The following is a 25801-nucleotide window of genomic DNA, read 5'->3' on the forward strand; positions in this document are numbered from 1 at the left end:
GGCGATTATCCCAGTGCCGGCTGCCGGGCGTGGTGTTTCCGCGCATCCGTGGGTGCAGCCCGCATGGAGGAAGTCCTACCTTGTTTATTAGTGAAAGTAATAAGCATAAAAAATTCATGCTCTATTGCTAATGGACTGACTGTGGCCGGGCGCGGGCGTAGGATGCGGGGTTTTTCGCACCCTTGAAGGTTGCGTACTTTCTTATATTGATGGAGATTGAGCCATGCTGACTGCTTCCCGCCTGCGTTTTTCCCTGCAATGGACCGCTGCCGCCGCCCTGACTGTCGCCTGCGGCGCCACGCTGGCCCAAGAGGAGCAAACCGTCAAGATCGGCCATGCCGGCCCGATTTCCGGCGGCATTGCCCACATCGGCAAGGACACTGAAAACGGTGTGCGCATGGCCGTGGACGACCTGAACACGCAGAACCTGGTCATTGGTGGCAAGAAGATCAAGTTCGTGATCGCCGCCGAGGACGACGCCGGCGATCCGCGCCAGGCCACCGCCGTGGCGCAAAAGCTGTGCGACCAGAAGGTGGCCGGCGTGGTGGGCCATCTGCAGTCGGGCACGTCCATTCCCGCCTCGTCGGTCTACAACAAATGCGACCTGCCGCACATCACGGCATCGGCCTCCAACCCCGACCTGACCAAACCCGGCTACAAGACGTCCTTCCGCCTCATCGCCAACGACAACGCCCTGGGCGCCGCGTTGGCCCTGTTTGCGGCAGACAGCCTCAAGCTCAAGACCGTGGCCATCATCGACGACCGCACGGCCTATGGCCAGGGCGTGGCCTCGGTGTTCAAAGCCACGGCCCTGCAAAAAGGCCTGAAGGTGGTGGGCGAGGAGTTCACCAACGACAAGGCCACCGACTTCATGGCCATTCTCACGGCCATCAAGAACAAGAAGCCCGATGGCATCTTCTATGGTGGACTGGATGCGCAAGCGGGCCCCATGCTGCGCCAGATGGAGCAACTGGGCCTGGGCGATGTGAAGTATTTTGGTGGTGACGCCCTGTGCACGCCCAAGCTGCCCGAGCTGGCCGGCAAGTCGCCTTCCGTCAAGAACGTGACCTGCGCCACCGGTGGCGCATCGGTGGACAAGATGCAGGGCGGCAGCGACTGGAAGAAACGCTACGACGCCAAGTTCCCCGGCCAGTTCCAGATCTACAGCCCCTACGCCTACGACGCCGCCATGGTGCTGGTGGATGCCATGAAGCGCGCCAACTCGGTGGACCCCGTGGTGTACGGCCCCTTCCTGAGCAAGACCCAGTACAAGGGCGTGACGGCCAACATCAGCTTCATTGCCAAGGGTGAACTGGCCGCGCCTGCCGTCACGCTCTACACCTACAAGGATGGCAGCCGCGTGCCGCTGAACTGACGCGCGGTTGACGTGCACGGGGCGCGCCGGGGCTCCCCGGTGCTTTCCGGGGGTTTTGCCACTACAGTGAGGCCCCATGTACCTGCCACCCCAGTTCCATTCGCAAGACCCGGCCCATGCCCGCGCACTGATGCGCGCGCACCCGCTGGCCAGCCTGATTTCCAATGACGACGAAGGGTTTCCCTTCGTCACCCATTTGCCGCTGCATGTGCAGCAGCGCGGTGATGCTCTGGTGCTGCTGGGCCATTGCGCCCGGCCCAACCCGCACTGGCGCTACCTGCAGGCACGGCCCCAGGCCCTGGTCACCTTCATGGGGCCGCAGGCCTATCTTTCGCCCTCGGTGTACCCGGATCTGGCCCGGGTGCCCACATGGAACTACCTGGCCGTGCACTGCCGTGTGCAGGCTACCCTGGTCGAGGAGCCCGCCGCCAAGGATGCGCTGCTCAAGCAGCTGATCGGCGACCACGAACCGTCCTATGCCGCGCAGTGGCGCGCGCTGGGCGAGGACTTCGCCCGCAAGATGCTGGCGGGCATCGTGGCATTCGAGCTCGAAGTGCTGGAGCTGCAGTGCAAGCTCAAGCTCAACCAGCACCGGCATGAATCCCATGCATCCCTGTACGCGCAGTATCGGCAAGGCAATGCCGATGCCCGGGCGCTGGCGCAATGGATGGAGCGGCTGGGCATGGTGCCCGGGTCCGCGCACAACCCGGAGGTCTGAGATGCGTGCTGTTTTTGGATTGGTGGGCTTGGTGGTGGCGCTGGCCATTGTGGGGGTGCTGGCCAAGAAGCAGCTGGCGGCCACGCGCACGCCGGTGCCTGCGCTGCAGCTGCCGGTGGCGCCCGACAGTGCAGCCGCCCCGGCGCCAGCAGGCACGGTGCGCGCACAAAGCCAGCAGGTGCAGCAACAGGTCAAGCAGCAGGTGGAAGGGCTCATGCAGCAGGCCCGGCCCATGCCCGACGATTCCAAGTAATATTTGAATGAGAATGGCCTGTAGAGCTTATAAATAAAGCGCTATATGCTATTATTTATATAGCAATGCAGTTGCAGCAAGACGAGCACTGGATGCGCCAGGCACTGGCCCAGGCGCAGGCCGCGGCACTGGCGGGCGAGGTGCCGGTAGGGGCTGTCGTGGTGAAGGATGGCCAGGTGATTGCCACCGGCTGCAACGCCCCGGTGCAGGGGCATGACCCCACCGCGCATGCCGAAATCGTGGCGCTGCGGGCCGCGGCACAGCTGCTGGGCAATTACCGGCTCGATGGCTGCACGCTCTACGTCACGCTGGAGCCCTGCGCCATGTGCAGCGGCGCCATGCTGCATGCGCGCGTGCCGCGCGTGGTGTTTGGGGCCACAGACCCCAAGACCGGCGCTGCGGGGTCGGTGCTCAACCTCTTCGGGCATGCCGCCATCAACCACCAAACGCAGGTGCAGGGCGGGGTGCTGGCGCACGAGTGCGGCGCGCTGCTGAGCGCGTTCTTCCGCCGCCGGCGCGCCCAGCAGCGCGCCGAGGCGCTGGCGCAGCATCCGCTGCGCGACGATGCCTTGCGCACGCCCGACGCGGCCTTTGCCCATCTGCCCGATTACCCCTGGGCGCCGCATTACCTCAGCGACCTGCCCAGCCTGGCGGGGCTGCGCATGCACTACCTCGACGAAGGACCCGCGCAGGCACCGCGCACCTGGCTGCTGTTGCACGCGAGCCCGGCCTGGAGCTACCTGTTTCGGCACGCAGTGCCCACCCTGCTGGCCGCCGGGCACAGGGTGGTGGCGCCCGACCTGATTGGTTTTGGTAAAAGCGACAAGCCCAAGAAAGAGGCCGTGCACCGCCCGGATTGGCACGCGCAGGTGCTGCAGGAGTGGGTTACTCGGCTGGACCTGCGCAATGCCGTGCTGCTGGCGCAAACCGGTGCGCCGGACATGGCCATGTCTGCGCGCGCCACCTTCGAAGCCCCAGCGCCCAGGGGCAACGCTTATGAAGCGCCATTTGCCGATGCAGGTCACCGCGCCGGATTGCGTGCCTTTGCGCGATTCGGAGCCCGCGCGGTGGTGGGGCCACTTTTGGGGACTTTTGATCTGGATCGCCCTGAAGCGGCCCGGCAGCTTGTCGCGCAGGCCATGCAATACTTTGACCATTGATCTCAACCGCGCACACCATCTTGTCCTCCTCACACCACCACAGCACCGAAGACGGCCACGCCCATCACCATGGCCCCCAGCACATCTATATCTACTCGCCCGCCGGCTCCATCCGCGACAAGGCGGCCTTCAAGCGCGGCATTGCGCGCCTGAAAGCCCTGGGCCACGAAGTGGAAGTGGACCCCGATGCGCAGGCCGTGCACACCCGCTTTGCCGGCGACGACGCCACGCGCCTGGCCGCCATCCACCGCGCGGCGGCCAGCGGGGCCGATGTGGCGCTCATCACGCGAGGGTCTTACGGCCTGACGCGCATCCTGCCGGGCATCCGCTACAAGGCGGTGGCCAAGGCCGTCGACGCTGGCATGAAATTCGTGGGCCTGAGTGATTTCACGGCATTCCAGATGGCCGTGCTGGCGCAGACCGGTGCCGTGACCTGGGCCGGCCCCAGCCTGCTCAGTGACTTTGGCGTCGAGGGTGAGCCCGACGACATCATGCTGGCCTGCTTCGACGACCTGCTCACGGGCCACGGCGAGGGTGCGGGCTGGCGCATGGCGCGAGAAAAACCGCCGGCCGACGGCAAGCCCGCGGTGCCGGACCTGTATGTGAAAAACGCCACCCTCTGGGGTGGCAACCTGGCCGTGCTCACCGGCCTGGTGGGCACGCCCTACCTGCCTGCGGTGCGTGGCGGCATCCTGTTCGTGGAGGACGTGGGCGAGCACCCCTACCGCATCGAGCGCATGCTCACACAACTGCTGCATGCGGGCATCCTGGCGCAGCAAAAGGCGGTGGTGCTGGGCCAGTTCACCAACTACAAGCTGGCGCCCCATGACAAGGGCTTCAAGCTGCAATCGGTGGTGGATTGGCTGCGCAGCCAGATCAAGGCGCCCGTGCTCACCAACCTGCCTTTCGGGCATGTGCAGACCAAGGTGGTGTTGCCAGTGGGGGTCCAGGTGTCACTGTCGGTGGAAGACCGCGATGCGCTGCTGTACTGGGGGCACCAGCACTGAGAACGTGAACACGTTCCGAGGGCTGATCAAAGGTGGGTGGGCTTGGATGCTCCGCCCAGCGCGCGGGGAAGCTGCCCCTGGAACAGCAGTGTCAATTGGGCCAGCGTGGCATGGGCAAGTGCCTCGCCCCGCAGTGGAGTGAGCACGGCGAGCAAATCGCTGCGCAGGTACCACAGCGCCTCTATGTCGCCTGCGTAGCGCAGCCGCATGTTCATGCGGGCGACGTCACTGCCACTGAGGCCCGCCAGGGACTGGATCATTGCGTACCGGATATCTTCGAGGTCCTGGTTGCGCACCCAGGCCGTCGATGCTGGAGCATCGCGGCCCAGAAGGCCGTGCAGGCTGCTGCGAAGATTGGGCTTGTTCCAGCGCATGAAGAATTGCAGGAATGTCTGCGAGTGGCAGGGCAGTTCAAGTTACGCGGGAGTGAGACGGTGCGCAAGGGGCGTGCTCCTTTTTTTGCATAAAGACAACAAACTGCGCCCTTTTATTTCAATTCGCCGATGTGGGAGCGATCGAGGAGACAGACACCATGGTGTGGTTACAGCGTGCAATCGTCGGATGGGTGGCGGCGGCCTTGCTGGCGGGTGCCGGCGTCGCCCTGTATGTGCAGCGTGCTTTTCCGGCGCTGGACGGGCGCATCGTGGTGCACGGGTTGCGCGAGGGGGTCAGCGTGCAGCGCGACGCTGCCGATGTCACGCACATCCGCGCGCAGTCTGCGCAGGATGCGTGGTTTGCCATGGGCTACGTGCATGCGCAGGAGCGCACCTGGCAACTGGAGTTCAACCGCCGGGTCATGCACGGCGAGCTTTCCGAAGTCTTCGGGCCCGCCACCCTGGATACCGACAGGCTCATGCGCGCGCTCGACATCATGGGCCATGCACGCAAGCAATATGCCGGGCTGCCCGCCCACGCCCGCGAGGCGTTGCAGGCCTACAGCCAGGGCATTCATGCGTTCCACCAAAACCTGCCGCAGGCATTGCCGCCCGAGTTCCATGTGCTGGGGGTGAAGCCCGGCGGTACCACCGGCGCAGTCTGGGAGCCCGAGGACAGCGTGGCCTGGGCGCTGATGATGGCGCTGGACCTGGGCGGCAACTGGGGCAACGAGTTTGCCCGCCTGTCCGTGGCCAGAACGCTGGACACCGGGCGCCTGTGGCAGCTGATGCCGCCCTATCCGGGCGAACCACCCGCCGCATCCGCCGATCTGGCGTCGCTGTACCGGCAACTGGGCATCTACCGTGAGGCGCAGGCGCCTTCTGCGCCCGCAGGCAGCGGGGGTGAAACGCCCGTGGCGACGAGCACCGGGCCGCGAGAGGCCGCGGGGGGCGTGTTTTCGCACGAGATCAGCCAGGGCATGCTGGCCTGGGCACAGGACCTCACGCGCAATGCGGGCACCTCCGAAGGCAAGGGCAGCAACAACTGGGTGCTGGCGGGCTCGCGCACGGTCAGCGGCAAACCCTTGCTGGCCAACGATCCGCACCTGGGCCTGAGTGCGCCGGCCATCTGGTATTTCGCGCGGCTGCAGGCACCTGCGGGGGCGGCTGCCGACGGCACCCCCATCGGTGCGATAGATGCTGTCGGCGCCACCTTGCCGGGGCTGCCCTTTGTGGTGCTGGGCCGCACCGGCGGCGTGGCCTGGGGGTTCACCAACACCGGCCCCGATGTGCAGGACTTGTACCTGGAGCAGATCAACCCCGCCGACCCCACCCAATACCGCACGCCCGATGGCTGGTTGCCTTTTACGCTGCGCACGGAAACCATTCGCGTCAAGGGGCAAGCGGATGTCGTGCTGCCGCTGCGCGCCACCCGCCATGGCCCGGTGCTGAGCGATGTACAAAAGTCGCATGCCGAGGTGCTGGATTTGCGCAAATACGTGCTCGCGCTGCGCTGGAGCGCGCTCGATGCCGACAACCAGACGGTGCTTGCCGGCCTGCAGAGCAACCAGGCGCAGTCGGTGGATGCGCTTTTCCAGGCGCTGGAGCCCTACCACTCGCCCATGCAGAGCGTGGTGGCCGCCGATGTGCAGGGGAACATCCGCTTCAAGGCCATGGGCAAGGTGCCTGTGCGCCATGCCGACAACGATATTCGCGGCATCGCACCGTCGCCCGGCTGGGATGCGCGCTACGACTGGCAAGGCTGGCTGCCTTCTGCCCAGACACCCGAGGATGACGGCGGCAGCGGCTGGGTGGCCACCGCCAACCAGCGCGTCACCGCGCCCGGCTATCCGCACTACCTCACGCAGGACTGGGTCTTGCCCTACCGCCATGACCGCATCGCCCAGCTGATAGCGGCCACCCCCCGGCATGATGCGGCCAGCATGCAGGCGATGCAGGCGGATGCCTTGTCGCTGGCCGCGCAGCGGCTGCTGCCCCATCTGCGCAAGGCCGCGCCGCAGCACCCGCTGGCGCCCGCCGTGCAGGCCCTGCTGCGTGATTTTGACGGGGTGATGGACGCCAACCGGGCTGCGCCGCTGGTGTTTGCGGCCTGGGCGGATGAACTGGCACGGGGTTTGGTAGCCCCCCGTGTGGGCGACGACCGTTTCAAAGCCACCTACGGCAAACGTGACTACCGCGCGGCCCTGGAGGGCATTCTGGAGCGCAACGATGCCTGGTGGTGCCAGCCCCTGTCGTGTGCCGACCAGTCGGCCGCCGCGCTGGCGCGCGCGCTCGATCGCCTGCAGGCCGCCTACGGTGCCGACCCGGCCCGGTGGCGCTGGGGCGACGCCCACCCCGCGCTCAGCAGCCACAGGCCTTTGGGTAACGTGGCCCTGCTGGCGCCGTACTTTGATGTGAGCGTGCCTTCGCCCGGCGATGCCTACACGGTGAACGTGGGCCAGTACAACGCGGGCGACGCCAAAGGCCCCTTTGTGAATCGCCATGCGGCTTCGCTGCGGGTGGTGTATGACCTGGCCGATCTGGAGCAGTCCCGGTTCATCTACCAGACGGGCCAGAGCGGGCTGGTGTTCTCGCCGCGCTACCGCGACATGCGCGCCACCTGGGTGCAGGCGGGCTACCGCCACTTGCAGCGCGAGCCCGCGCAGATGCGGCACGACCTGCGGCTGGTTCCTGCGCCATAGGGGTCTGCTGAGCCTTGAAATCTTTGGCTGCGGATCCGGCAAGGCTGACCCATGCGGCAGCACTCAGAATGTGAAGAAATCATGCGGCGAGCGCTTTATGGGTATGCGCTGGCCGCGACGAAGATGGAGGCAAGTGATTCCGTGTCGGGCAGCACATAAGCCACGCCGCTGCTGCGGCCAAACAAGGGCGCAATCCACTGGTCGTAGAACACCTCGGGCGCGTTGATGCAGCCGTAGCTGATGCGCTTGTCCTGCACGCCAGGGCTGGCCAGGCGCTGCCGGCGCCGCTCGGCGGCGCTGACGCTGCGCACGCGGTGCAGCGAAACGGCGGCGTCGTAGTCAATCCAGACAATGTCTTCGCCGCGCAGGTTGCGGCCGGGCTCGGTCACAAAACGGCCGGCGGGGGTGGTGCGCTCCTCGGGCCGGATCTGGGCCAGCGGGCGCTGGCCGATGCCGGGCACCGAATGGTCGCCGCGCGCCGCGCCCAGCAGCACGGGGGCCGTGCCCAGCCATAGTGCCTGCGCCGAAAAGATGTGGATGCGGGCAGCCAGCTTGTCCACCACGGCAAACGGCAGGCCCTGGTTGTCGCCCGTGCCTTCGATCCAGCGCACCAGCTGGCGTGCCTGCGGGGTGGCGCGCGCAGCAGGCCAGGCGCTTTTTGCAGGGTTCTCATCCGCGGGCTGGCCGGCTGGCGCCGCCTGGGCCTCGGGCCATGCCGCAGCCGCCAGCAGGGCGCCCAGGCCACACAGCACGGAGCGGCGGCGCAGGGGCGGGGTGGTGAAGAAAAGGGGCACAGTGCCCCCATCGTAGCCGTTCGGTGCGTGCTTGCGCTGGCGCTCAACAGCCGCGCGTGACCGGGGGGGGCGCCTCGTGCCGGGGCGCTGCGTACTTGCCCAGCTCCCATTTCGCGATGGCATTGCGGTGCACTTCGTCGGGGCCGTCGGCAAAGCGCAGCGTGCGCGCACCGGCGTAGGCGTAGGCCAGCGGGAAGTCGTCGCACATGCCGCCGCCGCCGTGCACCTGCATGGCCCAGTCGATCACCTGGCAGGCCATGCTGGGCGCCACCACCTTGATCATGGCGATCTCGGTGCGTGCGACCTTGTTGCCGGCGGTGTCCATCAGCCAGGCGGCCTTGAGCGTGAGCAGGCGCGCCATGTCGATCTTGCAGCGGGCTTCGGCAATGCGCTCCTGCGTCACGGTCTGCTGGGCCACGGTCTTGCCAAAGGCGGTGCGGGAGCTGGCGCGCTTGCACATCAGCTCCAGCGCGCGTTCGGCCAGGCCGATCAGGCGCATGCAGTGGTGGATGCGCCCGGGGCCCAGGCGCCCCTGGGCGATCTCGAAGCCCCGGCCTTCGCCCAGCAGGATGTTGCTGACCGGCACGCGCACGTTGTCGAACGTCATCTCGACATGGCCGTGCGGCGCATCGTCGTAGCCGAACACGTTGAGCGGGCGGATGATGGTGATGCCCTGGGTATCGGCGGGCACCAGCACCATGCTTTGCTGCGAATGCTTGGGGGCTTCGGGGTCGGTCTTGCCCATGGTCACGAACACGGCGCAGCGCGGATCAGCGGCACCCGAGATCCACCACTTGCGGCCGTTGATGACGTATTCGTCGCCCTGGCGCTCGATGCGGGTCTGGACGTTGGTGGCGTCGCTGGATGCCACCTCGGGTTCCGTCATGGCGAAGGCCGAGCGGATCTTGCCTTCGAGCAGCGGCTTGAGCCAGCGGGCCTTGTTGGCTTCGTCACCATAGCGCGCGATGGTTTCCATGTTGCCGGTGTCGGGCGCCGAGCAGTTGAACACCTCGCTGGCCCATTGCACGCGGCCCATGATTTCGGCCAGGGGGGCATATTCCTGGTTGGTCAGGCCGGCACCGTCATAGCCCGACGCCGCCGCGCTGTCCACGGGAAGGAACAGGTTCCACAAACCGGCGGCCTGGGCCTTGGGCTTGAGGTTCTCGATGGTCTGGAGCGCGCTCCAGCGCTTGCCGGCGGCCGTGTTGGCGGCCAGCTCGGCGGCGTAGGCGGCTTCAGCCGGGTAGATGTGGTCGTCCATGAACTGGAGCAGCCTGGCCTGCAGTTCCTTGGTTTTGGGCGAGTAGTCAAAGTCCATGGGGTTCTTCTCCTTTGGTGATCGTGGGGTGATGGCGCCTGTGCCCGTGTTGCGTCCTCAGCCCCGCTGCGCGAACGACCAGGCCAGCTCGGCCATCGGCCGCGCCGTGTCGCCCGAGGCCTTGGCCTGTGCGCTGGAGGCGGTGCCCGCCTCCACGCGCTTGGCAATTCCTTGCAGGATGGCCGCGATGCGGAACATGTTGTAGGCCATGTAGAAGTTCCAGTCGGCACGCAGCGCCTCGGGCGTGGTGATTCCGGTGCGCTCGCAGTACCGGCGGATGTAGCTGTCTTCGCTGGGAATGCCGAGGGCGGCAAGGTCTTGCCCCGCAATGCCGCGGCCCATTGCCGCCGGAATGTGCCAGCTCATGCAGTGGTAGCTGAAGTCGGCCAGCGGGTGGCCCAGCGTGGACAGTTCCCAGTCCAGCACGGTGATCACGCGCGGCTCGGTGGGGTGGAACATCAGGTTGTCCAGGCGGTAGTCGCCATGCACGATGGAAACCTTGCTTTCATCCCGCGCGCTGGCGGGCATGTTTGCGGGCAGCCATTCCATGAGCTTGTCCATTTCGGCAATGGGCTGCGTGATGGAGGCCACGTACTGCTTGCTCCAGCGGCCGATCTGGCGGTCGAAGTAATTGCCGGGCTTGCCGTAGCCGGCCAGGCCCCGGTCGGCAAACTGCACGGTGTGCAGCGCCGCGATCACGCGGTTCATCTCGTTGTAGATGGCGCCGCGTTCGGCTTGCGACATGCCGGGCAGGGACTGGTCCCACAGCACACGGCCCTGCATGCACTCCATCACATAAAAGGCGCGGCCAATCACCGACTCGTCTTCGCACAGCACATGCATGCGCGGAACGGGCACGTCGGTGCCATGCAGGCCGCGCATCACCGCAAACTCACGCTCGATGGCATGGGCCGAGGGCAGCAGCTTGGCCACGGGGCCGGGCTTGGCCCGCATCACATAGCTGGCGGTGGGCGTGTTGAGCTTGTAGGTAGGGTTGGACTGCCCGCCCTTGAACATCTCCACGGTCAGGGGGCCGGCAAAGCCTTCCATGTTCTGCGCGAGCCAGGCGCTCAGCGTGGCGATGTCGAACGCGTGCTGGTCGGAGACGGGCCGGGTGCCAACGAAGTGGTCAAAGTTGCTCATGGATGGCGAGGCGTTGGTTGTGCTTCAGTTGTCGGTTTCGGCAATGCGCATGAGTGCAGCGCGATCGCGCACCACCAGACCCCCCGGCTCGATGCGGATCGCGTCCTCGCGTTCCATGGCCTTGAGTTCCTGGTTCACCCGCTGGCGCGATGCGCCCAGCAGTTGCGCCAGTTCTTCCTGCGCCAGCTGCAGTCCGATGCGCATCTCGCTGCCATCGGACAGGCTGGGAATGCCGTAGCTGCGCACCAGGTGCACCAGTTGCTTGGCCAGCCGCGCCCGAAGGGGCAGGGTGTTGAGGTCTTCCACCAGGCCGTACAGTTGCCGGATGCGCCGCGCATGCAGGCGCAGCATGGCTTCGGAGAACTCGGTGTGCGCCGCAAGAATTTTCTTGAAGTCGGCCTTGGCCACGCACAGGATCGTGGTGTCGCCGTGCGCATAGGCGTCGTGCGTGCGCCGATCCCCGTCGAAGATCGCCACATCGCCAAACCAGATGCCTGGCTCCACATAGGTCAGCGTGATCTGCTTGCCCGAGATGGAGGTGGAGCTCACCCGCACGGCACCGCGCGCGCAGGCAATCCACTCCTCGGGCGGGTCGCCCCGGGCGGCGATGAGGCCGCCGTCCTTGAAGCGTTTGACGTATGCACATCGGAGGATGTCGTGGCGCAGGGAAGGTGAAAGAGAAGAAAACCAGCGACCGGAGTTGATCGCTTCACGTTCATCAATGGTAAGAATCGGGTCGTCCATGGCCTGTCTTGTGTGTGACTGGAAACCGGATCATTGTCGCGTGAGGGACGGACGCCTGACGTCAGGGGTGTCGCCTGCGTGTCTGCGGCCTTTGCAGAAAGCAAAACCCCCGAAGCCTTGTGGGGCGCCGGGGGTGCGTGGATGGGTGAGGGGGCGGGCGGCTATTCGTATCTCGGCGTGCGTTTTTCCAGAAATGCCGCGATACCGGCACCCGCGTTGGCATGGTGCAGGTTCTTCACAAAGTGGTCGCGTTCGCTGGCCAGGTGCGTGGAGAGCGTTTTGTGGGGCGCTTCGGCTACCAGTTCCTTGATGCTGGACAGTACGTTGGGCGCCCGTGCGTTGAGCTGATCGGCCAGCGCCAGCGCCGTCGCCAGGGCGCTGCCCGGCTCGGCCACGCGGTTGACGACGCCCAGGGCGTGCAGGCGTTCTGCCGCAATGCGGTCGCCGCACATGAGGATTTCGGTGGCCAGCTGGCGCGGCAGTGCCTGCGCCAGGCTCCAGCTGGCGCCTCCATCGGGCGAGAGGGCTACGTTGCTGTAGGCCATCACGAACACCGCATTGCGGGCTGCCACCACCAGGTCGCACGCCAGTGCCAGCGAGAAGCCGGCACCTGCCGCTGCGCCTTCGACCGCTGCGATGACGGGCTTGGGAAAGGCGCGAATGGTTTCGATCCAGCTGTGCAGGCCTTCGATGCCTTGCGCCTGCACCTGCGGGTCGGCCTGCCGGGTGGCTTGCAGGTGCAGCAGGTTGCCACCCGAGCAGAACATGCCGTCCGCTCCTGTGATGACGACGCTGCGCACTTCGGTGCTGCTTTCTGCGACGTTGAGTGCCTCGATGCCCGCGGCATACATGACCGGGTCGATGGCGTTGCGCAGCTCCGGGTTGCGGAGTGTCAGAACCAGGGTCTGGCCCTCGCGGGCGGCTTGAAGTTGTGCGGGCATGGGGTGGTGCAGACAGGGGTTAATGCTCTTCAACGTGTGCCAGGCTCAGGCCGATGGCCCCTCGCCGGCGCAACCAGGGGCTGGGGCGATACCGTGGGTCGCCATACACCGTCTGCATGTTGAACAGCACTTCAAGGATGTTGGTGGGGCCCCAGCGGTCGCCCATGGCCAGCGGCCCGAGGGGGTAGCCGAGTCCCAGCGTGACAGCGGTTTCCAGGTCACGCGGGCTGCAGATTTGCTGCTGACAGATGTCGCTGGCAATGTTGACGATGGTGGCCACCACGCGCTGGGTGACGAAGCCACCACTGTCGCGGATCACGCTGACGGCCTTGCCGTCGCGGGCGAAGAGGGCGTGGGCTGCATCGCGAATGTCCACGCGCGTGGCCGGATTGGTGGCGAGCACCCGCCGCCGCGTTGCTGCGTCGTCGATCAGCATGTCGATGCCGATGGTGCGGGCGGGATCCAGGCGTTCCACCACGGCTACGGTGGTGATGTCGAAACCCAGCGGAGCCACCAGCGAGATGGCTGTTTGTGAGGGCGAGGTGCCCGTTTCGATGGAGGCGCCCAGGTCCTTGAGCAGCTGGTAAAGCTCGGCGCGCCGGGCGGCGCGCGGCGACACCCAGACCGGCGGAATGCTGCTCACTTCGGGCGCAGCTGGTTCGGTGGGAATCTGCGCCACGCCGTTTTCGTAGCGATAAAACCCTTCGCCCACTTTCTTGCCGAGCATTCCGCCCGCCAGACGCTGCGCTGTGATGACGCTGGGGCGAAACCGCGGTTCCTCGTAATACTGGTGGTAGATGGATTCCATCACCGGGTGGGACACATCCAGCGCTGTCAGGTCCAGGAGCTCGAAGGGCCCCAGCTTGAAACCCGCCTGGTCGCGCAGGATGCGGTCGATGGTGGCGAAATCGGCCACGCCTTCGCTGACGATGCGCAAGGCCTCGGTGCCGAAGCCACGTCCGGCGTGGTTGACGATGAAGCCCGGGGTGTCCTGCGCCTGCACCGGGGTGTGTCCCATCTGGCGTGCGTATTGGGCCAGCGCCTCGCACACCGCGGGGGCCGTCTTGAGCCCGCCGATCACCTCCACCACCTTCATCAAGGGCACGGGGTTGAAGAAGTGAAAACCTGCCAGCCGCTCGGGCCGTTGCAAGGCTGCGCCGATGGCGGTGACTGCCAGCGACGATGTATTGGTGGCCAGCACGGCCTGCGGCCCCACCACGGCTTCCAGTTGTTTGAACAGTGCCTGCTTGGCATCCAGCCGCTCCACGATGGCTTCGATCACCAGGTCGCAGGAAGCCAGATCGGCCACGGCGGCTGCGGGCTGCAGTTGACTGGCCCAGTGGGTCATCTGCTCACTGGAAATGCGCCCTTTTTCCAGCAGGCGTTGCCATTGGGCCTGAATGCTTTGGCGGGCCGACTCTGCGGCATCCGGCTGCATGTCCAGCAAGAGAACCCGGCTGCCGGCCTGGGCTGCTATCTGTGCTATGCCTCGGCCCATGGCGCCGGCACCTACGATGCCTATGGTGGAAAACTGATTTTTCATGGCGGCATTATGGCGGTGGCGTTTCAGGGCACTTGTGTGCAAAAATAACCATGCCAAAAAAAGAAACGTTTGTGAAATTACGTAAATTCATTTTCGGACTCGGGTGTTGGTTGGTTGCCAGCGGTGCAACTGCCATCTCACTGGGGCAAAGCCGGGGATCTGTCATCCTCGGTGCTCCGGTGGATCTCGCTTTCGGTGTGCAGCCCGATGCCGGTGCGGATCTGGCTTCGTCCTGCATCACGGCCGACGTGGCATTTGGTGACTCCGCTGTCGCCGAGAACAAAATCCGGATAACTCACCTGGTGGACTCGTCAGCGGTGCGTGTGCAGGTGGCGGGTTCGGTGAACGAGCCTGTCGTCACGGTGACGGTGTCGGCGGGTTGCTCGGGCAATGTCACTCGTACTTACACTTTTCTGGCCGATCTGCCCATGGCGCATGTGCCGGGTCGCGTCGTGAACATTGACCAGTTGGCGTCGGCTCCCCCAGCCGTAGCCCGTGATTCCGGCGCAGGCGCAGACCGCACCGTGTCGTCACCTGCCGCGCGCCGCCGTGCGCAAGCGCCGGTCGAACCCAGAGAACAGGGTGAGGCTGCGGCTGCTGCACCTCTCAAACCCCCGGTCGCCAGGCCAGCAGCCCGCATTGCGCCACCGCGCCCCCCCCGGGTGGTTGCGCCCAAAGCAACTGAAAACGAAGCGCGCACTGCCAAGGCTGTCGCGCCGCCGCCCGTGCCGGAGCGCTCACGCTTGGTCATGGAGCCGTTGGATGCTTTGGCCGAACCATCGGTTGCCCTGCGGCCTTCGGCCGACATGGGGGCCGTGTCAGCCCAGTCTTCGGCATCGCAACGGCAAGAAGCAGCGGCGGCCTGGAAGGCGCTGAACACGCCCCTGGAAACAGTGCAGCGAGACGACGAACGTGTCCGCGCGCTGGAGGCCGAAATGGCTGCCTTGCGTGCCAAATCAACCGCCGAGCGCATTTCGGTGGTTGAGTTGCAGCAGCGGCTGGCATTGATCGAGAGCCAGCGCTTTCCTGCAGGGGTTGTTTATGTGTTGCTGGCCTTGCTGGCGCTGGTTTCGGTCCTGCTGGCCTGGGTCTGGACCCGGGCGCGCCGCGATGCCCAGCTGGCCATGCAGGCTTGGCGCGATTCTGTGGCATTGAGCGCCAAGTACAGCGATGCCGGTGCGTACGACCCCCATGGCCTGAGGTCGCACCCCCATGGCACCTGGGCGCCCGAAGAATCTTCCCCGTTGGGCGAAGATACCTATGTCCTGCCTTCGGAAATGGAGCCCGTCAGTTCCAGCGAGACACCCGCACCCGCCACGCCAGAGCGTGCACAGACGCCGGCACCGGTCGCAGCGGCTGGTTTTCTCCGCGAGAGTTCCCCGCAAATCGTCAACCCCGAGGAGCTTTTTGACATCCAGCAACAGGCTGAATTTTTTGTCTCCGTGGGGGAGCACGAGCAGGCCGTGGAGGTGATGAAGCGTTACATCGCCGACCATCAGGAAACCTCGCCTTCGGCCTACCAGGAGCTCTTGTGGCTGTACCACAAGCTGGGCCGATCGGATGATTTTTCCCGCTTGCGCGAACAGTTCAGTCGCCATTTCAATGTGCAGGTTCCCGCGTTTTCAGCGTTCAGCCACAAGGGCAGAACCCTGGAGGACTACCCCGATGCACTGGCCGCCATCGAGGCCGAGTGGACTTCGTCGTCCGTGGTGCAGTTGCTCGAGAAGTTTCTTTTCCGGCGTGATGGCAGTGCCGTAGTGGCCCCGTTTGATCTGGCTGCGTTTGACGATCTGCTGCTGCTGCTGGCCATCGCCCAGACCACCCCGGCAAGTGCGCGCGGAGCATCGCCTCCGCGTTTGCGCACCACGCCGCTTGGATCGCAGTTGGACCGTGTGGCGTCCGTGCCTGCCGCCGGCCAATCCCCGGTTCCTGCCGTCGGCCTGCCTATGGATTCGCTCGCCGCCAGCCTCGAATCTGATTTTGGCCAGCATGCGCCATCGGCAGGATTGCCCCGCAATACCACCTTGTCGCCCAGCGCAGGCCTGGATGCACCGAATCCGGCGCTGGACGTGGATCTTTCCGATCCTCCGCATCTCACGCTGAGCGATCTGCCACCTGTTCCGGTCACTGCTGCGCCGCGTCCGGACCAGCCCGTTGGCTTTGGCACGGCCAACGACCTGATGGAATTGCGTCTCGAACGCGAACAGCGCAAGACCGATCCCAAGGCATGATAAGGGGCCGGGCGCTGCGTGGCCCGGCCGGTTGAAAATCCCGTTCACCGCAGTCTGCCGACACGGTGCAACCACCATGCTCCGCCAATCTCAATCTATCCAGCGGCCCCTGCTGCGGGGCTGTGCATGGTGGCCAAGCGTGCCATCAACTGGCGCGCGGCATCTTCGGGCGCGGGTGCGTTGACGAGAGCGCGCACCACGGCGATGGAGCCCACGCCGGTGCCCAGCACTTCGCCAAACTGATCGGCGCCAATGCCGCCAATGGCAACCCGTGGATACTCCCGCATGAGGCGTGCATAAGCCGCCAGCCGGCCCAGACCTTGGGGTGCCGTGGCCATTTTCTTGAGCGTGGTGGGGAATACCGCCCCCATGGCGATATAGCTGGGACCCACGGCATCGGCGCGCAGCATTTCGGCGTAGCCGTGCGTGCTGACACCCAGCCGCAGCCCCGATGCCTGCAAGGCTTGCAGCTCAGCGGGCCGCAATGCATCGAGGTCTTCCTGCCCGAGGTGGACACCATAGGCGCCGGCCTCGATGGCCTGGCGCCAATGGTCGTTGATGAACAGCAGCGCCTGCGTGCCCTGCACGGCCTGCACGGCGGCGGCCACCTCGCGTGCCACGGCGGCGGGATCGCTGGATTTGTAGCGCAATTGCACCGTGGGTACGCCGGCCCGGGCCATGCGGCCTACCCATTGCGCATCGGGCAGTACAGCATAAAGCCCCAGCTGCCGGGGACACGCCGCAAAACACAGCGCCCGGGGCAGGGGCTGTAGGCCAAAGTCCGTTGGTTCGTCCGGCCATGGCGTCGGGACGAAATGACCCATGCGCTCGGTGCATACCTGCCAGGCGCGGGCAATGCATTCGGCATCGTGCGCGATGAATCCCAGGGCACTGCTGGCCTGAAGTGCCGCCTGGTACACCGGATCTGGCGATGTGGGGGCGGGCGTGGGCTGCGCCGGAAAACCTCGAAACGCAGCGACATGGTGCTGCAGGATGTCCTGCCGCAGGGTGGCGATGTCACTCATGGGTGTGGTGCCAGAAAGGGGTGCCCAGCACCGGGGTGCTGGCCTGGGCGGTGTCCTGGGCGGCCATGGCGCCGGCACGGCGTGCGGCCCGGCCGGCCTGCACCGCATCGGCAAAAGCGCCGGCCATGGTCACGGGGTCTTGCGCCAATGCCACGGCGGTGTTGAGCAGCACGCCGTCGTAACCCCATTCCATGACCTGGCAGGCATGCGAGGGCAGGCCCAGGCCCGCGTCCACCAGCAACGGTACATCCAGGCGCTCGCGCAGCAGCTGGAGCGCATAGGGGTTGACGGGCCCGCGCCCGGTCCCGATGGGGGCGGCCCAGGGCATCACGGCCTGGCAGCCCACGTCCACGAGGCGCTGGCAGAGCACCAGGTCTTCGGTGCAATAGGGCAGTACCTGAAAGCCGTCCTTGATGAGTTGTTCGGCGGCTTCCACCAGGTTGAGCGTGTCGGGCTGCAGCGTGTAGTCGTCGCCGATCAGCTCCAGCTTGATCCACGGGGTGTCGAACACTTCACGGGCCATGTGCGATGTGGTGATGGCCTCCTGCACGCTGTGGCAGCCAGCGGTATTGGGCAGGATGGGTACGTTCAGACGGCGCAGCAGCTCCCAGAAGCTGTTGCCCGCCTCGGCGCCGTGGCTGCCCTGGCGGCGCAGTGAGGCGGTCAGCATGGCCGGGCGTGCGCGTTGCACGGCGGCCTCCAGTACGGCCGGAGACGGGTAGCGGGCCGTGCCCAGCAGCAGCCGGCTGGTGAAAGACTGGCCGTAAAGAACCAGGGCGTCGTCGGAATGGGATGAGGTCATGGCAAGCGGGGTGTCAGCCACCCGTCACAGGAGAGATGATTTCCACCCGGTCATCTGCCAGCAGCATGTGTTCGGCATAGCGGGTGTTGGGCACGAAGACGGTGTTGACCGCGACGGCAAAGGGCGGGCGCGCCGCCACGGTGGTGATGGCGTCGGCCACTGTGGCACCGTTCGGCAGTTCGTGGGGTGTCTGGTTGATCAGGATTTTCATGGGGCCGCGCGCTTGTCGTCTCCGGTGGGCAAGGCAAGGTCGAAACGGGAGGCCAGTGGCGACTGGCCGGTGGCCATGAGCTCCAGCACCACATCGAGCATGGCCGGGGCAATCATGAAGCCATGGCGGTACAGGCCGTTGACTTCCAGCACCCTTGGGCGCGGCTGGCGAACAGCCGGCAGATTGTCGGGCAATGTGGGCCGGCACTGGGTGGCGATCTCCACGATGCGGGCTTCGGCAAACCCCGTGTGCACGGCATAGGCCGCGCTCAGCAGTTCGAGCGTGGACCGCACGCTGGCCGGTGAAAGGTCTTCCGATTCGATTTCGGTCGCGCCGATGACAAAGATATGGTCTTCCTTGGGTGCGATGTAGATGGGGTAGCGCGGATGCACCACGCGCGTGGGCCGCTGCAGCGTGACCTCGGGCGCGTGCACGCGCACCACCTCTCCGCGCACACCGCGCAAGGCGCTCCACTGGCCCCGCGCGCCCAGCCCCCGGCAGTCGATCAGCCAGTCGGCCTGCCCGGGGGTGCCCGGAGAGAATTCATCCGGATCGCGGGGTGTGTGCCAGTGGCAACGCACTCCCAGGCGGCCCATCTCATGCACCAGCGTGGCCAGCAGCTGGCGATTGTCCAGCTGGCCTTCACCGGGCAGGTACAGCCCCTGCATGAAGCGGTGCGCCAGGGTGGGCTCGGCCGCGGCCACGCCGGCACTGTCGAGCACCTGCATCGCGGGCAGTTCGGGAATGGTGGCCTGGGTGGTCTGCAGCAGGCGCTGCAGCCGCTGGGCCTCGGCGGCGTCCTGGCGGTGCCAGACGATCAGCGTGCCTTCCTGCTGAAAGAACACCGGCTGCGTCAGCGCTGCCAGCATTTCGCGCCAGCGCGGGAGCGAGTATTGCCCCATGCGCACAACGCCCGGTTCGGTCACGGCGGACTCGGCCAGCGGGGCCAGCATGGCGGCGGCGATGGGCGCGGCGGCATGCTCGGCGGCCGGGCCACCGCTGTCGAACACTTCGACGGCGTGGCCCTGGCGGGCCAGTTCAACGGCCAGAAGCCGGCCCATGAGGCCGGCACCCAGAATGACAATGGAGGAAGGTTGGGGGTTCATGCGTCCTTCTGTGGCAACAGGAGGACAAAACGGGGCTGTGCCGTTGCTGGAAACTCCCCACGCCAGCATGACCTGGATCGGGTAGCGGAGCCCAGCGCCGAAGCGGCTGTTGAGTGGCTCCAGGGTCTTTCTCAGTCGCGCGCCAAGCTGGCGGGACACCCCTGTTTCGTCCGTAGGCAGGCATTACAGCATATCCTTTTGCGCCCCGGATTGACCTGGCGCATAGGCCATAATTTTTGCCATGACCATTCCATCCCGTTCCGATTCCCCGCAGCCGCGCTACGTGCGCGTGCTGTCCATTGCCGGCTCCGACAGTGGTGGTGGCGCGGGCATCCAGGCCGACCTCAAGACGTTCAGCGCCCTGGGCTGCTACGGCATGACCGCCATCACCGCCATCACCGCCCAGAACACGCTGGGCGTGACGGACATCCATGGGGTGCCGCCCGACATGCTGCGCGCCCAGATCGATGCCGTGGCGCAGGACATCGGCGTGGACGCGGTCAAGATCGGCATGCTGGCGTCGCCCGAGGTGGTGCGCGTGGTGGCGCAGGCCATCCGCACCCACCGCCTTCCCCATGTGGTGCTCGATCCGGTCATGGTGGCCACCAGCGGCGACCGGCTGATCGCCAGCGAGACCGTGCAGGTGCTGGTGAACGAGCTATTTCCGCTGGCGGAGGTGGTCACGCCCAACCTCGACGAAGCGGCCCTGCTGCTGGGCCGCGCGATCGACGGCATTGACACCCTCGAAGACGCAGCCCAGGATCTGCTGGGCCTGGGCGCGCCCGCCGTGCTGCTCAAGGGCGGGCACCTGAAGGGTGAGCGCGTGGTGGACCTGCTGGCCACGCAGGCGGGCCAGCGCAAGCGCCTCGAAAGCGCCCGCATCGCCACCCACAACGGCCACGGCACGGGCTGCACGCTGTCGTCCGCCATGGCCGCGTTTCTGGCGCAGGGGCATGCCCTGCCGCAGGCCGTGGAAAAGGCCCGCGCCTATATCCTGGGGGCCATTGCGGCTGGCGCCGACGTGCACACCGGCCAGGGCCACGGGCCGCTGAACCACGGCTATGCGCCGGTGGCGCAGGTGGTGTTGCGGGTTTGATGGCTCCAGCGCCTGATAGGCAAGCGCTGGTGGTCACAGCGCCAGCAGCTCGACCCAGATGCATGTCGAGCATGCCGCCACGGAAAACCTCATGCAGCCGGCTCTGCAATGTCTTCCAAGTTCAGACCTGTTGCAAGACCGTTGGCAATCATTGCCGACCACCAGGGGGTGGATATCCTCTGTTTCTGCGGGGTTTGGGAAGTCTGGCCGGGCTTCCACCGCAAAGGAAAAATCCGCGCAGTCAGTTTCCCGCGACCCCGAGCAGCTTCTGCAACCTCTCGCTGCTCGTGGTGTATTCAAGCGGCAGCTTGTGCCCTGCCAGCCACTCGGCCGCGCCAAAGGCGGCGAGGGTGGCTTCGTGGAAGCCGCTCAGGATGAGCTTGCGCTTGCCGGGGTAGGTGATGGCGTCGCCCACGGCGTGGATGCCGGGCGTGCTGGTGGCCAAGGTGGCAGGGTCCACCACGAGCTGCTTGCGCTCCAGCTGCAGGCCCCATTCGGCAATCGGCCCCAGGCGCGGCACCAGGCCCAGGCGCACGAGCAGCAGGTCCAGGGGCAGGCGCAGTGGCGTGCCCTCGGGGGTGGTCAGCTCCAGCGCCGCAAGGCGCCCTTGTTCTTCCACAATGCCGCTGGCCACGCCGATGGCGACCTCGATGCGGCCTGCCGCGCGCAGGGCCTGCAGTTGGCCCAGCAGGGCGGGCGGGGCGTCGAACACGTCGCGGCGGTGCTGCAGCGTGGTGCGGGCCGGGCGCAAGGCCTCGGGGGCGGTGGCGCAGGCGATGGCCTGCTGCACGGCGGGTTCGTCGCCGCCGTGCACCACCACGCGCTGGCCGGCGAGGTGGGTGCCTTCATCGAGGCGGTAGCGCAGCTGGCCGCCCTCGTAGGCCTCCAGGCCGGGCAGCTTGAGCGTGCGCGGCACGAACGCACCCACGCCGCTGGCGATGAACACGGTGCGGGCCTGCAGCTGCGTGCCTTGCGCGGTGCCCACAAGAAAGCCGCCCTCCGGCTGTGCCTGCAGCGTGCTCACCTGCTCGCCGAGGTGGAAGGTGGGAGCGAAGGGCTCGATCTGCGCGCGCAAGCGCTGCACCAGTTCGTGTCCGGTGCAGGCCTTGATGCCGGGAATGTCATAGAGGGGTTTGTCGCCGTACAGCTCGGCGCACTGGCCGCCGGGGTGGGGCAGTGCGTCGATGACATGGACCCGCAAGCCCTGCAGGCCGAGCTGGAACACCTGGAAAAGCCCAACGGGCCCAGCGCCGATGACGATGGCGTCGGTGCAGGGCATTCCCGAACTCAATGAACCAGGGAGCCCATGCAACAGGCCTCGCCCAGACCCGGGCCGCCGTGCAAGGGCTGCCCCGCCGCACTGGCTGCGTTCCCCTTACCGCGCGCAGCGCGAGAGAAGGGGGAAGGCGCGCAGCGCCACAGGGCGGTGGGCATTATTTCACCAAGTCCTTGACCTTGCCGGGCTTGCCATTCCACTCGTCCGCATCGGGCAGGGCGGGCTTGCGCTTGGTGATGCTCTTCCAGCCGTCGGCAAAGGCCAGGTCGGCGTTGAGCTTGATGAAGGCGATCTGGTCTGCCGGCAGGTCCTCTTCGGCAAAGATGGCGTTGGCCGGGCACTCGGGGATGCACACGGCGCAGTCGATGCACTCGTCGGGGTCGATGACGAGCATGTTCGGGCCTTCGCGGAAGCAGTCCACGGGGCACACGTCCACACAATCGGTGTACTTGCACTTGATGCAGTTTTCGGAAACGACGTGGGTCATGGCAGGAGTTGTGTGGGTCGGTGGAAACCCTCGATTTTAAAAGCTTTCACCGACGAGATTGAAGGTGCCCTGAAATCAGTGTGGATTCAGGGCATGGAGACATATCAATTGACCAGGACGGCGCCGGCAGTTTTGTGGCTGGCCGTGTCCACCAGGATCAGCGATCCCAGGATGCGGGCTTGGCCGAACGCAGCGGCCGGAATGGCCTCCTGCAGCACGAGCTGGACATGGCCAATGGCATTGGGGTCCAGCTGCGTGCTGGGCTCTTCGGCCAGCGTGTTGATGTTGAGCTTGTGCACCACGGCTTTCACCTTGGCCTTGACCCAGCGGTGGCCGTGCAGGGCCCAGTACACGCGGCCTGCCACCAGGGGCTCGTCGTCCATCCAGGCCACGGTGGTGTGCAGCTCGCGGCTGGCGGGCCAGGCAGGCGTTGCGGCGGGTGTGTCGCCGAAGTCGTCTTCGGTGGCCGGAGCGGCAGCTGCCGTGGGGGCAGCCAGGATCCAGTCGCCACGCGAGACATCCACCTCGCGGTCGAGGATGATGCCGGCGCTGGTGCCTGCGGGCACGTCCTGGGGGCGGCGGGCGTGGTCCAGCACCTGGGCCACAGTGGCCAGCTGGCCGCTCGGGAAGATCTGTACGGCGGCGCCGGGTGCAAAACTGCCTGCGGCCACACGGCCCCAGAACACGCGGCGGCCCTGCGAAGTGTCGGAGGACGACGAGAACTTCTCGACCCACTGCACCGGGAAGGCCAGGGGCAGCGCTGTGTCGGCGGGGGTGTTGGGCAGTTCCTCGAGCACCTGGAGCAGGGTGGGGCCGTCATAGCCGCACCAACCGGCATGGGCGTCCACCACGTTCCAGCCCTTCAGGGCCGAGACGGGCACCGTGGCGCGCACGGTGATGCCCGCTGCCTGCGCAAAGGCCTGCAGCGCGCCCTGGATGTGCTTCCAGGCGAGCGCCGGGTCTTCCACCGCATCGAGCTTGTTCACGGCGAACACCAGCGAATGCACGCGCAGCAGGTGCGCCAGCAGACTGTGGCGGCGCGTCTGCGGCAACAGCTGCAGGCCGGGGTTCTGCCAGTCGAGCTTGGTGGCGTCCACCAGCACCACGGCGGCGTCGGCGCTGCTGGCGGCAGTGACCATGTTGCGCGTGTACTGCTCATGGCCCGGCGCGTCGCCAATGATGAACTTGCGCGCTTCGGTGGCGAAATAGCGGTAGGCCACGTCGATGGTGATGCCCTGTTCGCGCTCGGCGCTGAGGCCGTCGGTCAGCAGGGCCAGGTCGGTCTCGCCCTGGCGTTGCACGCCGGCCAGGTGGTCCTGCAGCACGGCCTTGCTGTCCACCAGCAGGCGGCCGATCAGCGTGCTCTTGCCGTCGTCCACGCTGCCGCAGGTGATGAACTTCAGCGCGGAAATATGGTCGTTCTTGACTGCGGCGCCTGCCACTACAGAGGTGTCTGCTATCAAATTAGTAGTCATCAGAAATACCCGTCTTTCTTGCGCTTCTCCATCGAAGCGTCGCTCGTCTTGTCGTCCATGCGCGTGGCGCCGCGCTCGCTCACGTCGGCGGCCAGGGTCTCGATGACGATATCGGCCGGTGTGGCGGCGGTGCTCTCCACCGGTGCGGTGCAGGTGATGTCGCCCACGGTGCGAAAGCGCACGTCGCGTGTTTCCACCACTTCACCGTCGCGCGGCGGGGTCAGCTCGGTCACGGGCATCAAGAGGCCCTTGCGGTCCACCACCGGGCGCTTGTGGGTGTAGTAGATGCTGGGCAGGCCGATCTGTTCGCGGTCGATGTATTGCCACACGTCCAGCTCGGTCCAGTTGCTGATGGGGAACACGCGGAAGTGCTCATTGGGCTGCAGGCGCGTGTTGAACAGCGTCCACAGTTCGGGGCGCTGGGCCTTGGGTTGCCACTGGCCGAAGCTGTCGCGGTGGCTGAAGATGCGCTCTTTGGCGCGGGCCTTTTCCTCGTCGCGGCGGGCGCCGCCGATCAGCGCGTCGAAGCGGAATTCCTCGATCGCTTCCAGCAGCGTGACGGACTGGTGCACGTTGCGCGATTCGCCGGGGTGGGCCAGGCGCACGGTGCCGCGCGCCATCGAATCCTCGACGCTGCGCACGATGAGGTCGGCGCCCAGTTCTTTTGCGCGGAAGTCGCGGAAGTCCGTGACCTCGGGGAAGTTGTGGCCCGTGTCGATCATGAGCAGCGGGTAAGGAATGCGGCCTGCGCCAAAGGCTTTTTCGGCGCACTTGAGCATGACCAGAGAATCCTTGCCGCCCGAGAACAGCAGGGCAGGGCGCTCGAAGGCGGCGGCGACTTCGCGCAGGATGAAGATGGTTTCTTCTTCCAGGGCGTCGAGATGCGAGTTGTTGAGGTGGTAGCTCATGGGGCTGTTTGCGTTCTTCTGCAGCAGCGCAGCGTCTGTGCGGGCGTTCATGGTCGGCTCCGTGGCGGGTCAGTGGGCAATGTGCAGGCCGCACTCGCGGTTGTCTTCACCCTTGGTCGGGTCCACGTAATCGAAGTTGTTGGGCAGGCCGTGCTTCACGCAGTATTCGTGCAGATCCCTGGACGACCAGTGCAGCAGCGGTGCCACCTTGATCAGGCCGTCGGGATTGATGCTCACCGGTTCCATCTGCGCGCGCACGGCGGTGTCGGTGGCGCGCAGCGCGGTGAACCACACCCTGGGTGCGGTCTCGCGCAGGGCGCGGGTGAAGGGTTCGAGCTTGACCTCTTCGGTGAAGGCGGCGTGGCGCGGGTCGTCGAGCGCGGGCGTGGGGCCTTCCACGGCTTCGCGGTGCGCGCGCGAGCGGCGCGGCAGATAAATCTGCAGTTTCAGGCCGAGCTGCTTCGTCACCGCATCGGCAAAGCGGTAGGTGGCCTCGGTGTTGTAGCCGTTGTCCATCCAGACCACCGGCACATCGGGCTGCACGCGCGTGACGAGGTGCAGGATCACCGCCTCGAACGGGCGGAAGTTGGTGGTGACGATGGAAGACTGGCCCAGGCCCAGCGCCCAGGCCACCAGGCCGGGGGCGTCGTGGCCGAGTGTGGCATTGACCTGCGCGAGGTCGATGCTGCTGTTCACGGAAGCGCTCATGCCGCCTCCCGTGCAAACAGGGGGCGCGGTTCGTTCACATCGCCCTGGTAGAAGCCGCCAAAACGCGCGAACTGGCGCTCGGCGGCAGCGGCGTCCACACCCTCGGCCAGCACGGCGCTGCTGAAACCACTGCGGTGCATGTGCACCAGCTGGTCGATCAGCACATCGCCCGTAGCACGGATGTCGCCGGCGAATTGGTAGCGCCGGCGCAGCAGCAAGGCCTGGCTGTAGGCGCGGCCGTCGGTGAACTTGGGGAACTGCAGCTCGATGCGCTGCACGCCTTTGAGGGCACCGCTGGCTGCCAGGTCGGCCAGGTCGGCGTCGTTGGGGATTTGCAAGGTTTTCTCGGCTTCAGCGCCCGTTGTTAAAGCGCCAGCAGCTATTATTTTCATGGTCATCAATCG

25 protein-coding genes are annotated in these 25801 nt (G+C 66.3%); 8 read left to right on the plus strand and 17 right to left on the minus strand.

The annotated features are described in order from the left end of the window. Positions 1 to 223 precede the first annotated feature (223 nt). The 5 genes from BLW02_RS01410 (at position 224) to BLW02_RS01430 (ending at position 4513) form a co-directional block, all read left to right on the plus strand. On the plus strand, positions 224 to 1375 hold the full coding sequence (locus BLW02_RS01410; protein WP_092696664.1) for a branched-chain amino acid ABC transporter substrate-binding protein: 1152 nt from the start codon (positions 224 to 226) through the stop codon (positions 1373 to 1375). Positions 1376 to 1451: 76 nt separating this feature from the next. Continuing rightward, positions 1452 to 2093: an FMN-binding negative transcriptional regulator gene (locus BLW02_RS01415; RefSeq protein ID WP_092696665.1), complete on the plus strand. Its 642-nt coding sequence runs from the start codon at positions 1452 to 1454 to the stop codon at positions 2091 to 2093. Between the two features lies 1 nt (position 2094). Continuing rightward, positions 2095 to 2346: a hypothetical protein gene (locus BLW02_RS01420; RefSeq protein WP_092696666.1), complete on the plus strand. Its 252-nt coding sequence runs from the start codon at positions 2095 to 2097 to the stop codon at positions 2344 to 2346. A 65-nt stretch (positions 2347 to 2411) separates the two neighbouring features. After that, positions 2412 to 3506 (plus strand): tRNA adenosine(34) deaminase TadA, encoded by a 1095-nt coding sequence (gene tadA / locus BLW02_RS01425; protein ID WP_092696667.1) that lies wholly within the window; start codon positions 2412 to 2414, stop codon positions 3504 to 3506. A gap of 20 nt (positions 3507 to 3526) precedes the next feature. Then, positions 3527 to 4513, plus strand: a complete 987-nt coding sequence (locus BLW02_RS01430) for an LD-carboxypeptidase (RefSeq protein WP_092696743.1) — start codon at positions 3527 to 3529, stop codon at positions 4511 to 4513. A 26-nt stretch (positions 4514 to 4539) separates the two neighbouring features. Here BLW02_RS01430 and BLW02_RS01435 read toward each other — a convergent pair whose 3' ends face one another. Next, positions 4540 to 4887, minus strand: coding sequence for a hypothetical protein (locus BLW02_RS01435; RefSeq protein ID WP_026436110.1), 348 nt, complete (start codon positions 4885 to 4887; stop codon positions 4540 to 4542). Between the two features lie 158 nt (positions 4888 to 5045). On the opposite strand from BLW02_RS01435, the gene BLW02_RS01440 reads away from it, so the two are divergent. After that, on the plus strand, positions 5046 to 7589 hold the full coding sequence (locus tag BLW02_RS01440) for a penicillin acylase family protein (protein ID WP_092696668.1): 2544 nt from the start codon (positions 5046 to 5048) through the stop codon (positions 7587 to 7589). A gap of 95 nt (positions 7590 to 7684) precedes the next feature. On the opposite strand, the gene BLW02_RS01445 is transcribed toward BLW02_RS01440, so the two are convergent. From BLW02_RS01445 to BLW02_RS01470, 6 genes are all read right to left on the minus strand, one after another. After that, on the minus strand, positions 7685 to 8383 hold the full coding sequence (locus BLW02_RS01445) for a hypothetical protein (protein WP_092696669.1): 699 nt from the start codon (positions 8381 to 8383) through the stop codon (positions 7685 to 7687). A 43-nt stretch (positions 8384 to 8426) separates the two neighbouring features. After that, complete coding sequence (locus BLW02_RS01450) at positions 8427 to 9701, minus strand: acyl-CoA dehydrogenase family protein (RefSeq protein ID WP_092696670.1); 1275 nt, start codon at positions 9699 to 9701, stop codon at positions 8427 to 8429. A 57-nt stretch (positions 9702 to 9758) separates the two neighbouring features. Further along, the gene (locus BLW02_RS01455; RefSeq protein ID WP_092696671.1) at positions 9759 to 10844 is read right to left on the minus strand and encodes a phosphotransferase; all 1086 of its coding nucleotides are present in this window, start codon (positions 10842 to 10844) and stop codon (positions 9759 to 9761) included. 24 nt (positions 10845 to 10868) lie between these two features. Then, on the minus strand, positions 10869 to 11588 hold the full coding sequence (locus BLW02_RS01460) for a Crp/Fnr family transcriptional regulator (RefSeq protein ID WP_026436106.1): 720 nt from the start codon (positions 11586 to 11588) through the stop codon (positions 10869 to 10871). A 161-nt stretch (positions 11589 to 11749) separates the two neighbouring features. After that, a complete protein-coding gene (locus BLW02_RS01465) occupies positions 11750 to 12529 on the minus strand; it encodes an oxepin-CoA hydrolase, alternative type (protein WP_026436105.1) in 780 nt (259 codons plus the stop codon). A gap of 19 nt (positions 12530 to 12548) precedes the next feature. Beyond that, a complete protein-coding gene (locus BLW02_RS01470; RefSeq protein ID WP_092696672.1) occupies positions 12549 to 14072 on the minus strand; it encodes a 3-hydroxyacyl-CoA dehydrogenase in 1524 nt (507 codons plus the stop codon). Between the two features lie 179 nt (positions 14073 to 14251). Here BLW02_RS01470 and BLW02_RS01475 point away from each other — a divergent pair, with 179 nt between their 5' ends. After that, the gene (locus tag BLW02_RS01475; RefSeq protein ID WP_244273588.1) at positions 14252 to 16303 is read left to right on the plus strand and encodes a hypothetical protein; all 2052 of its coding nucleotides are present in this window, start codon (positions 14252 to 14254) and stop codon (positions 16301 to 16303) included. 95 nt (positions 16304 to 16398) lie between these two features. On the opposite strand, the gene BLW02_RS01480 is transcribed toward BLW02_RS01475, so the two are convergent. The 4 genes from BLW02_RS01480 to BLW02_RS01495 are packed head-to-tail and all read right to left on the minus strand — an operon-like array spanning position 16399 to position 19447. Beyond that, complete coding sequence (locus BLW02_RS01480; protein WP_092696674.1) at positions 16399 to 17328, minus strand: thiamine phosphate synthase; 930 nt, start codon at positions 17326 to 17328, stop codon at positions 16399 to 16401. Next, on the minus strand, positions 17321 to 18130 hold the full coding sequence (locus BLW02_RS01485; RefSeq protein WP_092696675.1) for a thiazole synthase: 810 nt from the start codon (positions 18128 to 18130) through the stop codon (positions 17321 to 17323). Before BLW02_RS01485 ends, BLW02_RS01480 begins: the two co-directional genes overlap by 8 nt. 13 nt (positions 18131 to 18143) lie before the next feature. Then, positions 18144 to 18341 carry a sulfur carrier protein ThiS gene (gene thiS / locus BLW02_RS01490; protein WP_092696676.1) on the minus strand — a complete coding sequence of 66 codons (198 nt, stop codon included), beginning with the start codon at positions 18339 to 18341 and terminating at the stop codon, positions 18144 to 18146. Next, positions 18338 to 19447, minus strand: a complete 1110-nt coding sequence (locus BLW02_RS01495; RefSeq protein ID WP_026436099.1) for an FAD-dependent oxidoreductase — start codon at positions 19445 to 19447, stop codon at positions 18338 to 18340. Before BLW02_RS01495 ends, thiS begins: the two co-directional genes overlap by 4 nt. Before the next feature lie 241 nt (positions 19448 to 19688). Between BLW02_RS01495 and thiD the strand changes: the two genes are divergently transcribed. After that, positions 19689 to 20543 (plus strand): bifunctional hydroxymethylpyrimidine kinase/phosphomethylpyrimidine kinase, encoded by an 855-nt coding sequence (gene thiD, locus BLW02_RS01500; RefSeq protein ID WP_092696677.1) that lies wholly within the window; start codon positions 19689 to 19691, stop codon positions 20541 to 20543. A 241-nt stretch (positions 20544 to 20784) separates the two neighbouring features. On the opposite strand, the gene BLW02_RS01505 is transcribed toward thiD, so the two are convergent. From BLW02_RS01505 to BLW02_RS01530, 6 genes are all read right to left on the minus strand, one after another. Further along, positions 20785 to 21822: an NAD(P)/FAD-dependent oxidoreductase gene (locus BLW02_RS01505; protein ID WP_092696678.1), complete on the minus strand. Its 1038-nt coding sequence runs from the start codon at positions 21820 to 21822 to the stop codon at positions 20785 to 20787. Between the two features lie 154 nt (positions 21823 to 21976). Beyond that, a complete protein-coding gene (fdxA, locus tag BLW02_RS01510) occupies positions 21977 to 22306 on the minus strand; it encodes a ferredoxin FdxA (RefSeq protein WP_026436096.1) in 330 nt (109 codons plus the stop codon). 104 nt (positions 22307 to 22410) lie between these two features. Then, on the minus strand, positions 22411 to 23781 hold the full coding sequence (locus tag BLW02_RS01515; RefSeq protein WP_092696679.1) for a sulfate adenylyltransferase subunit 1: 1371 nt from the start codon (positions 23779 to 23781) through the stop codon (positions 22411 to 22413). Next, on the minus strand, positions 23781 to 24740 hold the full coding sequence (gene cysD, locus BLW02_RS01520) for a sulfate adenylyltransferase subunit CysD (protein ID WP_026436094.1): 960 nt from the start codon (positions 24738 to 24740) through the stop codon (positions 23781 to 23783). Before cysD ends, BLW02_RS01515 begins: the two co-directional genes overlap by 1 nt. A gap of 18 nt (positions 24741 to 24758) precedes the next feature. Next, complete coding sequence (locus tag BLW02_RS01525; protein WP_092696680.1) at positions 24759 to 25397, minus strand: phosphoadenosine phosphosulfate reductase domain-containing protein; 639 nt, start codon at positions 25395 to 25397, stop codon at positions 24759 to 24761. After that, positions 25394 to 25789, minus strand: a complete 396-nt coding sequence (locus BLW02_RS01530; protein ID WP_092696744.1) for a DUF934 domain-containing protein — start codon at positions 25787 to 25789, stop codon at positions 25394 to 25396. The genes BLW02_RS01525 and BLW02_RS01530 overlap by 4 nt, the downstream gene beginning before the upstream one ends. Between the last annotated feature and the right edge of the window lie 12 nt (positions 25790 to 25801).

It is taken from the genome of Acidovorax soli (assembly GCF_900107605.1).
Classification (GTDB): Bacteria; Pseudomonadota; Gammaproteobacteria; order Burkholderiales; family Burkholderiaceae_C; genus Acidovorax; species Acidovorax soli.